The 14,757-nt window shown below is 59.6% G+C and carries 20 protein-coding genes; all 20 read left to right on the forward strand.

Annotated elements, in window-relative coordinates:
* Nucleotides 1–37 precede the first annotated feature (37 nt).
* Nucleotides 38–280 (forward strand): hypothetical protein, encoded by a 243-nt coding sequence (locus ACRDT3_RS00805; protein WP_431491140.1) that lies wholly within the window; start codon nt 38–40, stop codon nt 278–280.
* A 5-nt stretch (nt 281–285) separates the two neighbouring features.
* Nucleotides 286–495 carry a hypothetical protein gene (locus ACRDT3_RS00810; RefSeq protein WP_431491141.1) on the forward strand — a complete coding sequence of 70 codons (210 nt, stop codon included), beginning with the start codon at nt 286–288 and terminating at the stop codon, nt 493–495.
* Nucleotides 496–538: 43 nt separating this feature from the next.
* The gene (locus ACRDT3_RS00815) at nt 539–2,059 is read left to right on the forward strand and encodes a ParB/RepB/Spo0J family partition protein (protein WP_431491142.1); all 1,521 of its coding nucleotides are present in this window, start codon (nt 539–541) and stop codon (nt 2,057–2,059) included.
* A gap of 2 nt (nt 2,060–2,061) precedes the next feature.
* Complete coding sequence (locus ACRDT3_RS00820; RefSeq protein ID WP_431491143.1) at nt 2,062–2,346, forward strand: WhiB family transcriptional regulator; 285 nt, start codon at nt 2,062–2,064, stop codon at nt 2,344–2,346.
* A 9-nt stretch (nt 2,347–2,355) separates the two neighbouring features.
* Entirely contained in the window at nt 2,356–3,099 is a 744-nt protein-coding gene (locus ACRDT3_RS00825) for a hypothetical protein (RefSeq protein WP_431491144.1), read from the forward strand.
* Between the two features lie 49 nt (nt 3,100–3,148).
* Nucleotides 3,149–3,940, forward strand: a complete 792-nt coding sequence (locus ACRDT3_RS00830; RefSeq protein ID WP_431491145.1) for a BRO family protein — start codon at nt 3,149–3,151, stop codon at nt 3,938–3,940.
* Nucleotides 3,937–4,218: a glutaredoxin family protein gene (locus ACRDT3_RS00835; protein ID WP_431491146.1), complete on the forward strand. Its 282-nt coding sequence runs from the start codon at nt 3,937–3,939 to the stop codon at nt 4,216–4,218. Before ACRDT3_RS00830 ends, ACRDT3_RS00835 begins: the two co-directional genes overlap by 4 nt.
* Nucleotides 4,215–4,541 carry a hypothetical protein gene (locus ACRDT3_RS00840; protein WP_431491147.1) on the forward strand — a complete coding sequence of 109 codons (327 nt, stop codon included), beginning with the start codon at nt 4,215–4,217 and terminating at the stop codon, nt 4,539–4,541. Before ACRDT3_RS00835 ends, ACRDT3_RS00840 begins: the two co-directional genes overlap by 4 nt.
* A complete protein-coding gene (locus ACRDT3_RS00845; protein ID WP_431491148.1) occupies nt 4,538–4,771 on the forward strand; it encodes a hypothetical protein in 234 nt (77 codons plus the stop codon). The genes ACRDT3_RS00840 and ACRDT3_RS00845 overlap by 4 nt, the downstream gene beginning before the upstream one ends.
* Nucleotides 4,768–5,019, forward strand: a complete 252-nt coding sequence (locus tag ACRDT3_RS00850; protein WP_431491149.1) for a hypothetical protein — start codon at nt 4,768–4,770, stop codon at nt 5,017–5,019. The genes ACRDT3_RS00845 and ACRDT3_RS00850 overlap by 4 nt, the downstream gene beginning before the upstream one ends.
* 142 nt (nt 5,020–5,161) lie before the next feature.
* A complete protein-coding gene (locus ACRDT3_RS00855; protein WP_431491150.1) occupies nt 5,162–5,407 on the forward strand; it encodes a hypothetical protein in 246 nt (81 codons plus the stop codon).
* Nucleotides 5,408–5,602: 195 nt separating this feature from the next.
* Nucleotides 5,603–5,905 carry a hypothetical protein gene (locus ACRDT3_RS00860; protein WP_431491151.1) on the forward strand — a complete coding sequence of 101 codons (303 nt, stop codon included), beginning with the start codon at nt 5,603–5,605 and terminating at the stop codon, nt 5,903–5,905.
* A gap of 189 nt (nt 5,906–6,094) precedes the next feature.
* Complete coding sequence (locus ACRDT3_RS00865) at nt 6,095–7,354, forward strand: HNH endonuclease (protein WP_431491152.1); 1,260 nt, start codon at nt 6,095–6,097, stop codon at nt 7,352–7,354.
* Nucleotides 7,354–7,710, forward strand: coding sequence for a VRR-NUC domain-containing protein (locus ACRDT3_RS00870; protein ID WP_431491153.1), 357 nt, complete (start codon nt 7,354–7,356; stop codon nt 7,708–7,710). The genes ACRDT3_RS00865 and ACRDT3_RS00870 overlap by 1 nt, the downstream gene beginning before the upstream one ends.
* Nucleotides 7,697–8,434, forward strand: coding sequence for a hypothetical protein (locus ACRDT3_RS00875; protein ID WP_431491154.1), 738 nt, complete (start codon nt 7,697–7,699; stop codon nt 8,432–8,434). Before ACRDT3_RS00870 ends, ACRDT3_RS00875 begins: the two co-directional genes overlap by 14 nt.
* A gap of 651 nt (nt 8,435–9,085) precedes the next feature.
* Nucleotides 9,086–9,673, forward strand: a complete 588-nt coding sequence (locus ACRDT3_RS00880; protein ID WP_431491155.1) for a P27 family phage terminase small subunit — start codon at nt 9,086–9,088, stop codon at nt 9,671–9,673.
* 43 nt (nt 9,674–9,716) lie between these two features.
* Nucleotides 9,717–11,456, forward strand: a complete 1,740-nt coding sequence (locus ACRDT3_RS00885) for a terminase large subunit (RefSeq protein WP_431491156.1) — start codon at nt 9,717–9,719, stop codon at nt 11,454–11,456.
* Nucleotides 11,453–12,880 (forward strand): phage portal protein, encoded by a 1,428-nt coding sequence (locus ACRDT3_RS00890; RefSeq protein ID WP_402735784.1) that lies wholly within the window; start codon nt 11,453–11,455, stop codon nt 12,878–12,880. Before ACRDT3_RS00885 ends, ACRDT3_RS00890 begins: the two co-directional genes overlap by 4 nt.
* Nucleotides 12,881–13,999, forward strand: a complete 1,119-nt coding sequence (locus tag ACRDT3_RS00895) for a hypothetical protein (RefSeq protein ID WP_431491157.1) — start codon at nt 12,881–12,883, stop codon at nt 13,997–13,999.
* Between the two features lie 13 nt (nt 14,000–14,012).
* A complete protein-coding gene (locus ACRDT3_RS00900) occupies nt 14,013–14,744 on the forward strand; it encodes a hypothetical protein (protein WP_431491158.1) in 732 nt (243 codons plus the stop codon).
* Nucleotides 14,745–14,757 lie beyond the last annotated feature (13 nt).

The following is a 14,757-nucleotide window of genomic DNA, read 5'->3' on the forward strand; positions in this document are numbered from 1 at the left end:
GACGGTGCATCCTATTGGGTCCGCGAGGCCATCGGCCGTGCTGGACGTTTCCTGGTCCCAGCACCCGAAGTCCGCGAGGGCGCGGGCCGCGGTGAAGGCAGTGACGCAGCGGATGCGCCCGATCTATCTGGGGCAGACGATGGTCGTCGAACCAGGCAGTATCGCCGCCCTCGGCGACGAGGGTATCGGCACGATCAACGTCAACGGGAAGGACGTCGCGCATTTCGCCGCGGTAGTCATCCCTCCCCCGGTGCCGGCCCAGTCCTTGTTCGAAGGGTGATTGCCATGAGTCCTGCAGACATTCTTCGTTTCGCGGTTCGCCGCATGTTCTGGGTCCATATGCCGGTCATCGGGTTGCTGTTGCTGGCCAGCTCGGTAACGGCGCAACTGCCGTCGGGTTTCAGTGGCTTGTGCGCTATCGCGGCGTTCGGCTGGGTTGTCCTGGCTGTTGGCGACTGGGTGGCATCTGACCTTCGCGCTTTCCGCGCCGCATAACTCTTTCTTTCCATTCTTTCTTACGCACTAGAGGTGTATTTTCTTGGCTAAATTCAACGGCAGACTTGAAGTTCTTGCCCTTTCCGCTGTTCATCAGCACCCCGATAACATCCGTGAGGATTTGGGTGATCTGACCCAGTTGTCCGGCGAGATCAAGTCGCTGGGCCTGCTCAACCCGCTGCTGGTGTACCCGCACCCAGACCGCGAGGGCGATTACATCGTTCAGGACGGCAACCGTCGTCGTGCTGCTGCCGCGCAGGCCGGCCTGACCGACGTTCCTTGCGTGGTTCTTCCAGAGCCCACCGAGGAGCGTGGCGCTCGCGCTGACATCGAGACGATGCTGACCACTGGTCGCAATCACCGGCCATTATCTGAGGCTGAGGTTTCCAAGGGGATCCAGGGCCTGCTGGATCTGGGAATGGACATCACCACCGTGGGCAAGAAGTTCAAGATGTCCCGCAAAGAAGTCCAGACTCGCGCCAAGGTCGCGCAGAAGGACGACGGAGTATCCAAGGCCTACTCGGCCGGCCGGCTGCGTTTGGACGCTGTGCAGCGTTTGCAGGAGCTTGAAGAACAGTCGGATATCCCCGAGCTGTACGAACGCACGGTGGAGCGCATCGAGGATATGGCCAACGGAGCCAGCATCGACACCGTGGAGCGCGTCATTGCTGAAACTGAGCTGTCGATCAAGAAGTCTCTGCGCGTGGCTGAGCTGAAGGACCTGGACGCCAAAGAAGGCGACTACGAGATTTCCTACAGCAACGCCTGGACAGCCGTTGAGGACAAGATGACCGATGCAGAGCACGTTGCCGCCGGCCACAAGTACCGCTTCAACTACCGCGATCCGGAACCCATCTGGTACGTGAAGGCCAAGAAAGTAAAGCCTGAGCTCACCGAGGCAGAGAAGCAGGAGAAACAGACTCAGAACAAGCTCAAGAGCATGCTTCCGATCGTGCAGCGTTCCCGAATCGCGTTCGTCAAGAACGCCTTCGAGACGGTGAAGCCTTCGGAGGTTGTGGCGAAGGAAGCCATCGCTAAGAAGATCACGACGCAAGTGCTTTACTCCGAGGAAGGGCGCACCATCCTTGGCGAGGTCGTGGGACTCAAGGTCCCAGACTTGGACGACATGTCCAGTGCTTACGTGCTGTTGGATCGTTGGAACACTGAAGTGCACAAGCACCTCATTCGCCAGTCCATGGCCTATCTGGGCGTGATGCTGGCATTCGCGGACCACCTCGGCACCGAAGAAACTTTAGGTAAGCTGTCGGGCTTCGAACGGTCAGGATTCGAAAACGGAAACTACAGCTCTCGCTGGATAAGCTCGCACGCGTACTACAGCTTCCTGACCGAGCATCTCGGATACCAGCTCGACCTCGACGAGAAGCTGGCCATGGAGTATTCGGCCATGAACGAGCCCCGCCGCAACCGCGAACTTGACCTTGTCCCCCTGCCTGACGAAGTAACGGCCACCTGCACGGGGTGCAAGCAGGAAGTCGTAGCGGACTCGAAGTGGGCTGGCCTGTGCCACGGCTGCCCGGACGCTGACGAAGACGAGGACGAGTAGCCGTGGCCACTAGAAGCATGGCGAGCATTACCCGCCAAGCCCCGAACTTGACCGCCGATGATCAGGACTGGCGAGCCGAAGCGCATTGCAAGAACTGGGATTTCAAGAAGAAGGGCGATCCCTGGCACCCGGTCAGCGAATCCCGCGTAGCTGCCATCGAAGGCAAGAACCTCTGCGGAGGATGCAAAGTCCGGTTCGACTGCCTCATCGACGCAGTCCAATCAGACACCAGGTACGGCATCCGCGGCGGAAAGACAGCCGACGAACGAAGAAGACTCAGGAAGTAGGAACCACGAATGCTGCAATTCACTGTAGACCTGCACCGATTCCGCCAAGCCCTGGCATCCACCAAACCGCACGTCTCCAACGACAAGGAAGACCCGGTCGGCCGGAGCATCGACTGCACGATTCGCCCGAACCGCGAACTGCTCGTCACCGCCACCAACGGCATGACCGCAGCAATCGCCCGAGTACCCATCGATGAAGAAACCTTCCTCGGCGAACTCGGCCAGTTCACCATGACCCCGGAAATCGCCGGCACCATCATCGACATGTTCGCACCAGGCAAAGAGGACTGGAACGTCCAGCTGGAAGTAACCGTCACCTTCACCCAAGAGCAACGGCCAAAACCAGAAGAAGACATCACCGTGGCCACCATCAAGGTTCGCCGCCTCGGCCAGCTCTTCGGAGGCGACCAGCTGACCGTCACCACCCCAGTGCAGTCCAACAAGCACCTGCCCCGCCTCTGGGCCACCATCGGCCGCGGAGCACAGCGCAACCGCGCAATGCTCCCACCAACCAGGTTCGACCTGAAACGCCTCTCAGCGTTCCGCGCAGCGCAAACCACCTACGGCGACCCGCTCACGGTATGCGCGCTCACGAACAACGCTGGCTCGCTGCTCGTCCTGTGCGGCCACTACTTCATCGGCATGGTCAACGCCGACCGCGTCGAACTCGAAAACAAGGACAAGGACAACTACGAGAACTTGAAGGAGCACTGGGCCACCGAACTGCCCACACCCTTCGCAGTAGTCAGCTAAACCCTTGTCCACCGCAAAACAAAGCACCCACCTTGTATAGGAGGAAGTCATGACTGAAACCCAGAGCTGGATCTACCAGGACGAAGAAGTCCGCACCCTGCTGATCAACGGCGAACCATGCTTCATCGCCAACGACCTGTGCGCAGTACTGGACATCCGCAACGCACGCGACGCAGTAGCCACCCTGGACGAAGACGAAAAGGGTGTCGCTAGTACCGACACCCTTGGCGGCGTCCAGCAAACGGCCTACGTCACCGAAGCCGGAATGTACTCACTCGTACTACGCTCCCGCAAACCCGAAGCCAAAGCCTTCAAACGCTGGCTCACCCACGAAGTACTCCCCTCCATCCGCGAAACCGGCCAATACCAGCGCTCGCCGATGACCGCGGATGAAATCGTGGCTCAGGCTCTGCAGATCACCAGTGCGCGGGTCCAGGCCTTGGAGAACAAGGTGGCGCAGGATGCGCCGAAGGTGGACTACGTGGACACGTTCGTGGCCGACGAGGATCTGATCACGATCCGCACGCTGGCTTCTGATCTGAAGATCGGCGAGAACGAGCTGCGCGCAATCCTGCTGGATCGCAAGTGGATCTACAAGCAGGAGTCCTCACGCTGGTCGGAGAAGGAACAGCGCAAGAAGCCGATGTACCGGTACAGCGCTATGGCGGACAAGAAGAACTACTTCCATGCAGTCCTCGCGCATGACGCTCCGCGTTTCCGTGGCGAGGTAATGCACACGCTGAAGCTCACACCGGAAGGAGCCGTAGCCGTGACGCGATTGATCAGCCAAATGAGAAGAGCGGCGGACGCGCTCATGAGCGTGGAAGGGCCAGCAGCATGAGCAAGCTAGTCACCTTGTACACGAAGCCCGGATCCTGCGGGCAGTGCACCAACACCAAGCGTGCTTTGAAAACCGCCGGCATCCCCTATCAAGAGATCGTCGTGAACGAATCCGATAAGCAGTCCATCGACGAGCTGAAGCTGATTGCTTCGAAGAAGAATGTCACGGCAACGATGCCCTACGTCCTGGTCATGAACATGGAAACCAAGGAATCTCACGACTGGTTCGGATTCCAGCCGGACGAGATCAAGAAGCTAGCGAAGGAACCGGAAGCATGAGCACCGGAATCATTACCGTCCAAGAACTGGGCGAAGACACTGACCTATGGTTCGTCACCGGAACCACTGACGCGCACAGCGCGGACGAAGCGGTCCGCGCATGGGTCGAGAGCACGGCTGGCGAAACCATCGAAGCGTTCATGGATGCTGAAGACCTCGTGGAGTTCAGTTTCACTTTCCGCAAGGACTGGTATTGGCTGCCCGGCGGAGATCCGGAGAACCCATTGGACGAAGCCGCCCTGGTCTACCCGAAGGACGGTCTGCTCCTGCCGGGTGCGACGCCTTTCATGGGCCCTTTCTCCGGATTCCTGGTGAAGTCATGAGCACCGTCGTTGAGGCCCGTCGCCTGAACAACACCGATCTGAACAAGGTCATCGAGTTCACGGATTCGAAAGGCACCTTGGAATCCATCACCCATGGATCCTACGAAGTCGTAGGCGGGAAGAAGATGAAGTACGTCGGCGTCATGCTGGACGGCCAGCATCACGTCCTGATGCCATCGGACAAGATCACCATCACCGGACAGATGAAGAAGCCAGAGGTGCAGCCATGAGTAAACACATCACTGAGGATTTGGTGGACCAGCTCGCGATCGTCGCCTACGAAAATATCCGGCTCCGAAGTGCTGAAGCCCCGTTGCCGTCTTGGACGGCACTGAACGCCGTAGCCCGGTACCAGCAGAAGCTCCAAGTAGTCGAGGCCCTGAACATGGTCATCCCGGTACTGATTGAGCAGGGATGGACCCCGCCAACTCAAGCACGTGAACCGTGGAAGTACTTCGGAGGTGTTGACGATGTCTAACCAGCCCCCGCTAAACCCGGACGCGCTCGAAGCTGTGACTCGTGAACGTTATGAGTCGGGGCGATCATTTGAAGACCTTCCGCCATGGGAGGACTTGTTGGAAAGGAATCGAAAAGCGGAGCTTAGGGCAATAGGAAATATCGTGTCCGCTTACCTCGCCGCCGCCCAGCTGGTAGTTAACAGCATGGAAGAACTCGAAGCGCTACCGGTTGGGTCAGTAATTCTCTCCGAGTCCTACCAGTACTCGCTCACGGTGCCGAACTACCCGGTTGTGTTCCAGAAGCTCTACACCCAGGAATGGCATCGAGGCGGACGGTTGGCCGATACGCACCCGGAGATCATCATCCCCGCCCGTGTCATCTACCAGCCGGAGGTGGACGATGCCTGAGATTTGGGAGCGTGATCTATGGACGCATGAGCCTGGATGCGCAGTCGGTCGAGGGAAAATGCCCGCGAGCTGCTTCTGCCATAGCAAGACAGTTGTTACCCGCACTCTCACCTACGATGACCGCGACAACGTCACCCTGACCCGCGCCGAAGTCGAAGCGCTACTACGACTCGCAAGCTACAAAAGGAGGAAGCCATGACCATCCCCGTGCCTACACCGCCATCAACGCCTATTCAGCGCTCGCCGGAGTTCTCCGGTCCGCCGGCAAAGCTGGATCCGCTGCGCGACATGGAACCGATCCGCATGGGTGATCTGACCAGCTTCCACCGCGGACTGCACGTCATGATCGCTATGCACAAGCGCCCCGACATGTACGGCCGAATCACCGCCCTAGAGCACGACGACCTGATGGCCGAAGTCCGAGTCCGATGGAACGGCGAGTACGACAAACGCCGTGCAGACCCGGAGCAGGTCATCAGAATCGAGGTCACGGCATGATGCTAATCAGAGCGCTCACCGACGACTCCGACAAGATCTACGTCTGCCGAAACCCGAACACCCGACGCTGGATAACTCTCCAACGCGGCAACGCCCTCGCAGACACCAAACACCCCAAAGAAGCGCTCGCCGTAGCCAGGGCGCAAGCCCGGAAGCTGCCGAAGCTTAAGAACATGAACAGGAACGCCAATGTCGTGGTTGAAGCAGTCGGACGTATCGGCGAATCACCCATTGGTATTGCGCGTCTTGGAGATGGACGAGGCTGACGATCGTCTGCTCAACGAGATGTACGGGTGGGTGAACAGGTGCGCCACGCAATCGGCCGCATTTGACCGCGACTACATCGTTGAGGTCGGCACGGCCAAGCAGATGGCCGGCCTCAGCCGCTACAAGGAACTTCTCAAGGCAGCGCTGTCTTGCGGAATCTTTGAGGAGAAAGAGATTGACGAGAACGGCAGTATGCGCCGAGTCCTCAAGCTCGTGGAAGAAGAAGACCTATTCCACATGATCCTCAAATCGGACAAGGAGCGGGAAAAGAACCGCCGTGCGGACACGTACGACCTTGCCAAGAAGGGCGCCATCATCAAGCGCGATGGCGCCGAATGCCGGTGGTGTGGCCGCATGGTCACCTTCGGCAACGACCGTAAGTCGATCAAGGCAGGCACCATTGACCACCTTGATCCGAAAGACCTGGACAACAGCGAACCGACGCCGATCGAGCGTCTAGTGGTTGCTTGCACGTCCTGTAACTCAAGCAGAAAGGATGGTGGCTTCTGGGATAAGGAACTCAGACCGGCACCACGCTCCCCGTACTTCACTGCCGACGCGGCCGCATGGCTGCGCGACAAGGCGGGAATCCTGGTCAAGGTCTCAACTGAACGTGTAGAGCTCCACGCTCCCAAGCCAGCTCCGGCATCGAGCACAGTGAATGGTCCGGCATCAACTGATGTAACGGCAAGCGACGCAGCAACGGCTACCACCGGCTCGTCCACCACCACCGGCAAGCATGCGACGGCAGCCAGCAAGGTTGAGCGCTCCGAGGCAACGGATAACCCGGCCCGGAAAGAACGCCTGTCCACCTCGGACATGGCCACCGAGCTCAACGGCATCGAATACTCGGAAATGATCGCAGCACTTGAAAGCGAAGCCGTAGAGACTCCCCTCCAGGGTGAGACTCCGGCCGGCGACGAAGCAACGGATACCACCGGCTCGTCCCCCGCGCAGTCACCGATCAACTCCGAATCAAAAAATAATCAGTTGATCATCAAGAAATCTGAGGGTGTCGGATCTGGATCTGTCGGGACGGGTCGGGACGGGTCGGGCCGGGACGGGTCTGGTGGGGCTGGGTGGCGAGATCACTCCCCTGCTGATTCCCGTCCTCCTGCTAAGCCTTCGAACAATACTCAGCCCCGTTCCAGACGTAGAAGACCTCGTAGGAGGAAGAACTAATGAAGTACAACAAACAGCCGTTCAAGAACCCTGTCCTCTTGTGGAGTGAATCAGAGTTCCAGTCTCATGTGCAGAACCTTGCGAAGTCCTTGGGCTACACGCAGCAGTACCACACCCATGATTCGAGGCGTTCGAATCCGGGCTTCCCTGATCTGGTGTTGATCCATGGTCGGACGAAGAAGTTGATGTTTGCCGAGTTGAAGGCCCAGGCCGGCCGAGTGAGTCCAGCGCAGGAGTCGTGGCTGAATGATCTTCGTTTGGGTGGCCAGGTTGCTGAGGTGTGGCGTCCATCGGATTGGGTGTCGGGTCGGATTCTTCAAATGCTTCGCGGGGGTGGAAGTAATGCCAGAGCATAAGGATGCTGCGGATTGTGGTTGCTGGGGTTGCCAGTCGATTGCTCGTGAGGGTGTTGGCGTGTGCGTGGTGCATCTGGTGGCCGAGCAGGACAAGGTACCGCCTGCAGTCGTATCGGAGTTGAACCTCTGCCCTGTGTGCGATGACCGGATGCGTGCTGATCTTCATCTGGTGGCTGACCGTTGGGATGAAGCCCAGGATGCGTTGCATCCGTCGCGAGGTGGTGACAGTGAGCGTCATGCCCAGCGTACTGAAGCACCGTTGCCGTTGAATGTCTCGGTATCGGATGCGTTGATGATCGTGCGCGACAACATCTGGTCGGTGGCGCTCAGGCTGATCGATGATCATCCTGGTCTCTCGTTGCCGGCTGATCAGACCACGCCGAGCTTGGCCGAGTGGCTGGCCCGGTGGCAGATGGTCAAGATCGCAGGAGCCACCGACAAGACCTTCACCCGCCAGGCGTATTGGTGGGTTGCCGAGGCAGCTGATCAGATCGCGGCCAAGACGTACGGAGTCGAGACTACGGCCAAGCTCCCGGACCAGTACTGCAAGCGCCCCGGGTGCAAAGGTCAGCTGTTCATTGCTGAGAGGTCCGATGGTGTGAAGACTGTTCGGTGTGCAGCTGATGCCCATCACGCAGTGCAATGGGACACCTGGTCGAAGATGTTGAAGGCGTCTCGGCCTCAGCGTCGAGGTGCTCGGCCTCCCCGTCTGGGTCGGGTTTGACGGACTTGACTTAGTGGCGTAAATTTACTGATTGAATGGCCTTACTGGCTCAAGCGATAGCCCCGAATCACAGCAGTGGTTCGGGGCTTCGTCGTACCCGGACGCAGTGAGGTGATCAGGTTGCCCGTTGCACCCAAGAAGCCTTGCACTCAGCCTGGTTGCACCGAGCTGGTCCAAGCCTTCGGTAGTCGTGGTCGATGCGACGAGCATGAGAAGGCAGCTGAAGAACACCGGGGCTCGTCGCGATGGCGCGGGTACACAGGCCGTGGCCACCGCCGGTTCCGTGAAGAAGTTCTCGCTCGTGATCCGATATGCGTCTTGTGTATGAAGAGACCATCTAAAGATGCTGACCACTACCCGACCTCCCGAAAGGGATTGATTTCGCGGGGCTTGAACCCTGACGATCCCAAATACGGTCGGGGTTTGTGCTCGCCTTGCCACAAGACGGAAACCGCTGAACATCAGCCCGGAGGGTGGAATGCGAAGCAGTGACACGCCTCGAAAGCCTTGACTTCATGCCGATCGATGCCCCTCCGAAGGGGTGGGGGTGACCCCCTTCCCGGCTCTGCAGTTAGCCGCCGGGCAGGCGAACTCGTAGTCCCGCAGGTTAGAGCTTTTTGATCAGGGGGTGTCGCCGTTATGCCTGGTCCAATGCCAAAACCGGCGCTCGCCGTGGTGCGCGAGGGCAACCCAGGGCACCGTCCGGAGCCGGAATCGGTGGTGTTGCCGCCGGCCGACTTCATCGAGCCGGACTGGTCTCGCGAACTTCCAGAAGCTCAGGCTCCGAAGAAGCCGAAAGAGCCGGAGCGCGAAGATGGAGAGTCCATTGAGCACTTCCAGCAGCGCGTCTACCGATATGAGAAGCAGTTGGTCTCGTATCAACTCAAGAGGCAGGCCATCAACGGCACTCGCTTCGTGAAAAGACGTGCGAAAGAGGAGTGGGATCGAGTGGTGCCGGTGCTTGAGAAGAGCGTCGGCCTCGCTGCGGTGGACTTCTCACTGGTCGTGGACATGTGCATCTGTGTGGCTCGCCTCGAATGGACTGAGCACGAGCTGTCGAGTGAAGGCTTGATCACCATGGGCCAGCGCGGACCGGGGAAGAACCCGCACACCACGATTGCCGGTCAGTACCGGACGCAGCTCAAGAACTACGTCCGTGAGCTTGGGCTGTCGCCTGCAGCTCGAACCGGCTTGCCTGGTCGCGAAGACACCTCCGTGGACGACGATCCGTTCGATTAGACGCTGGGGAGGGTGATTGCACCTCTAGAGATGGAGGTGGGACATGCTCGAGTACGACTTCGACCGGCTGCCGGTTCCCTATGAGGCGCTGATCGAGCTGGGCGTAGAACATGACCAGATCATCGAGGCACTCAAGCGCGAACCGCTCACCGTAGCTAACCAGGCCGACCAGCAACCAGGCGCGTGGTTCGACGTAGGGCGGGCGCGCAAGGCACTGATGGCTCTGGGGTCCTTCCGGCACACGAAAGGCCGCTGGGCAGGCGTGCGCATGCGTCTGGGCGAAGGTCTGGACTCTTGGCAGGTCGTATGGGTGCTCGCGCCGGTCTTCGGCTGGGTGTATCACGACGAAGAGATTGACCGCGTTGTCCGTGTCATCCGCTCGGTGTGGGTAGAGATTCCACGTAAGAACGGAAAATCGACCTTCGCCGCGGGGTTCTCCGGCATCCTGCTCCTGGCGGACGGCGAGGCCGGCGCCGAGGTTTACAACGCGGCCGGTTCCAAAGACCAGGCACGCCGCGTATTCGACGACTCTAAAGCCATGCTCATGTCCTCACCGGCTGCGCGTAAGCGTATCGAGCCATTGACCGATGTAGTCCGTGTTCCTCGCACACTGGGCATCCTGCGCGTTCTGTCCAAGGTCGCAGAGACCGCCCACGGCCTCAACGTCTCCGGCGCTTCCATTGACGAAATCCACACCCTGCGCAACCAGGGCAAGCTGATCGAAGCAATCGAAACCGGCACCGGCGCACGAGATCAACCGCTGATCCTGTTCATCACCACGGCCGACGAGGCCGAAGACGGTACACCGTACGACGAGAAGCACACATACACCCTCAACATCTCCAACGGCATCATCAAGGATCCGCGTTTCTACGGAGTCATCTGGGCCGCCGAAGAAAAAGACGATCCATACGAAGAGAAGACCTGGTACAAAGCCAACCCCGGCCTTGGTAAGTCGCCCACCCTCGCCTACATGCGAGACCAAGCAACCAAGGCTCAAGGCTCCCCAGCCGCGCTCAAGACCTTCCTGCAGCTCGCTCTGAACCTGCGCTCGCCGGGTTCTGCCCGCTGGGTGGACTTGAACCGCTGGGACGAGCTGGGCGGCGCGAAGCGAACTCCCCTGCGGGGCCGGCGCGCCTGGGGCGGCTTGGACTTGTCCGCAACGAGCGACTTCACGGCTTGGACGGTCTGGTCTCAATCGAACCGTCCCGGTATGAAGTTCGATCTGTTCACCCGCTTTTGGGTGCCAGAGGAACGAATCGATGATTTGGAGAAGCAACTGTTGATTCCACTGCGTGACTGGGTGGACCGCGGTTATGTGACTGCTTCCGAAGGCGACGTGATCGACTACAGCGCCGTGAAGTCAGCGGTGATTGGCGATTGCAAGCACTTCGACATGCAGCGCGTCTCCTATGACCGCATGTTCGCTGGCCAGCTGGTGCAGGAACTTGACTCGGAGCTGTCAGGAATCGACATCGTCCCCGTCGCTCAGACCTTCTACGGCTTGTCTCCTGCTTCCAAGGAGATGGAGCGCATGTGGAAGGCCAAGGAGATGCGCCACGACGATAACCCCGTCATGCGGTGGATGGCGTCCCGCGTTGAAGTCAAAACCGATGACGCGGACAACATACGCCCAGTGAAGCCGAACCGGCGCACCTCGACCGCTCGTATCGACGGGTTCCAAGCAGCTGTAACCGGCCTGGACGGAATTGTCCGTACCTCGCTGGAAGAGAAGCGCAATCTGGTGGCAACAGGCTCTAGTACACGAAGGAGGGCACAATGACGGTTGACGTTTTTGACCAAGATTCAGTGGCCCGTCGTGTAGACGAACTGGCACGGGAGCTGGAGCACCGCGGACCGACCATCGAGAAGTACGTGAACCGCTACCAGGGCGAGGGTGAAACCTTGCGCTGGGCATCGAAGAAGTTCGACGAGTACTTCAAGAAGCAGTTCGCTGGCTTCGGAGATAACTGGTGCATGCCGGTGGTCGATGCAGCTGCTGAGCGCATGCAGGTCCTCGGGTTCCGTGCACACGGTGAAGACTTGAAGATCGACGAGCAGCTGCAGCGCGACTGGCTCGGCTCCAACTCGGATCTAGGCAGTTCCGAGGCGTTCACCATGCAGATGGCCGGTGGCCGGGCCTTCTCGCTCGTGCACCCGGCAGACTCTCCGGACAAGGCGCCCAGCGTCACCTGGGAGCATCCGCAGTCAGCCATCGTCAACACTGATCCTGTGACCGGCATCGACCGCGACGGGCTGGTCATGTGGCAGGACGATAAGTACGACTTCGCTACCTACTACACGCAGACCCACTTCGTGAAGATGAAGCGGGAGAACGGCAAGCAGCGGTACGAGAATACCGAGCGGATCTCCCCTACTGGTGGCTGGGAACCTCGCGACGATGAGCACCAGCCAGCTGAGCACCACCTCGGCGAGATGCCTTTGACCGAGATACGCAACAAAACCTTACTGGACGATAACCCGATGTCTGACATCGCCGGTGTCGCCGCTCTGCAGGACGCGGTCAACCTCGTCTGGGCTTACTTGATGAACGCACTCGATCAGGCTTCCATGCCTGCCCGAGTCGCTGTGAATGCGGACGTTCCCCAGGTGCCTATCTTGGACAAGGACGGCCAGGTAGCCGGTTACCAGGATGTCGAACTGGACGAGCTTCTCAAAGAGAAGATCATCTTCCTTCCTGGCCAGGACGCTCGCATTGAAGAATGGACCGCTGCGAACCTCGAAGCCTTCTCCAAGGTCATCTCGCAGCTGGTCGAGCACATTGCAGCCCAGACCCGCACACCACCGCATTATCTGGTGGCGAAGATGATCAACACCGCGGCCGAATCACTGAACATCGCTGAAGCCGGCCTGGTCTCCAAGGTCAAGGAACGCATTCTCTATGCCTCCAAGGGCGTGAAGAAGACCTTCCGGCTCATGGCTGCAGCACGCGGTGCCACCAATGACCGAATCGAATCTCTCCGTGCGGGAACGATCATCTGGGACAACATCCAGTACCGGTCAGAATCGCAGATGGCAGACGTCGGAACCAAGTACAAGGCTGCTGGATTCCCGACCGAGTACGTCTACGAGAAGCTCCTCACCGATCCGGTCCAGGTTGCACGGGTGATGGCCATGCGCCAGAAGGAACTCCAGATGGATCCGTTCTTGGCAGCAGAGGACAGGATGCGTCAAGGGGGCTTCTAAATGGCTCAGACCATCATCGAGGCAGCGGCCACCCACTACGCCTATGGCAAGCAGGTTCAAACACGAGCCCTGCGAGACCTCACGCGTCTGTGGGTGGCCGTCGACCGAAACAACATCCTGGACTCATGGCAAGCGAAACTGGGCGCAGCAACACTCATTGTGGCCCAAGCCCAGCAGGCCGTCGCAGAGGACTCCGTCGAGTACTCGGCGGCAGTCTTGGAAGCCCAAGATGCACCCGCATCAGAGCATCAGGTACTAGCTGCTGGCTTCGCCGGAATCGCCTACCCCTTAGGCGACCAGCTGCGACGGCCGATCGGCTTGGAAGAGTCGATCGCATCTCCGGCCTACAAGACCCTCCGGGCCATCGGGCACGGATACACCGTGGACCGCTCCATGGGCATAGGCCTGGACAACCTGCTCTTGCGCTCGCAAATGCAGATCGCCGACGCATCCAGGCAAGCCGAGGGCGTGGCCATGGCAACCCCGCCGGTACGCATGCACTACGTCCGCATGCTCAACCCGCCATCCTGCTCGCGCTGCGCAATCCTGGCCGGACGAACCTACCGAGCCCAAGAAGCATTCCGGCGCCACCTCGGATGCGACTGCAGGCATATCCCGGTCAGTGAAGCGCTCGCCGGTGAAATGACCACTGATCCGTATCGGTACTTCAACTCGTTGAGTCCCGAAGACCAGGACAAGTACTTCAAGCCAACGGACGCTCAGGCGATCCGTGACGGCGCGGATATCTTCCAAGTGGTCAACGCCCAGTCGGAGACCTACACGACCGAGGGCGGGGCGCTCGCGACCTATTACGGCACTACCCGGCGCGGGTACTGGGGCTCTTTGCAAGAGACCAGGAACCGTCAGGGCAAGGAACGCTACGGCGTAGCGATACGTGAGCGCCTGATGCCTGAAGAAATTTACAAACGTTCCAACGGCAACCGTGAGCAGTCGCTCCGGATGCTTGAGGACTACGGATACATCACTGGTCTGGGGCAAAACCCAGAAGGTGTTGTCCGTGGGCCCGGTGTCGGCTACCTCGGTGGCCGGAAGCCGAGCTACTCACTCGACCCTGCAACGGGGTCGTGGACCGCCGCGTCGCGCAATGTGACCGACTGAAAGGAAATTTCCCATGCCTAAGACCGTTCACGGTATCGATCTCACTGCACCAGGTGGGGTCGCGGCACTGCTGGCCTTCCACTTCAAGACCTTCGGAACTGCCGTTATGAAGGTCGATGATCCGGACGGAGACGATCCTGTTCCGGGCGATGATCCGGAAGGCGACGATCCTGATCCGGGCGATGATCCGGAAGGTGACGATCCGGACGGCGAGGAAGGCGACCCGGAAGGGTCTGATGCTCTCGGCGACAAGGGCAAGAACGCTCTCCGTGCCATGAAGGAACGTGTCCGGGCTTCCAAGAAGGCGGAGCGCGAGGCCAAGGCCGAGCTGGACCGCCTGAAGAGCTCCGCGGGTAAATCCGAGGAGCAGGTGGAAGAGCAGCGCCAGCGGGAACAGCGCGAAGCGGCGATCCTCGACAAAGCCAACGAACGCATTGTGCGTTCGGAGATCAAGTCGGCTGCTGCAGGCAAGCTGCAGAACCCGGCATTAGCTGTCCGCCTGCTCGATCTATCTGATTTCGAGGTAGACGAGGACGGCAACGTAGACGAAGACGATATCGCTCAGGCGATTGACGAGCTTCTGGAAAAGGAACCGTATCTAGCCGTGCAAAGCGGTAGCGGTCCCAAATTCGACTCAGCTCGCGGCAAACGCAAGGTGGCGAAGCAGTACACCCGTGAAGACCTGAAAAACATGTCCACGTCGGAAATCGCTAAGGCGTACGACGAGGGCAAGGTCAAACTCTAACTCTGAAAGGAGA

This window comes from Glutamicibacter sp., from assembly GCF_050701915.1.
GTDB lineage: Bacteria > Actinomycetota > Actinomycetes > Actinomycetales > Micrococcaceae > Glutamicibacter.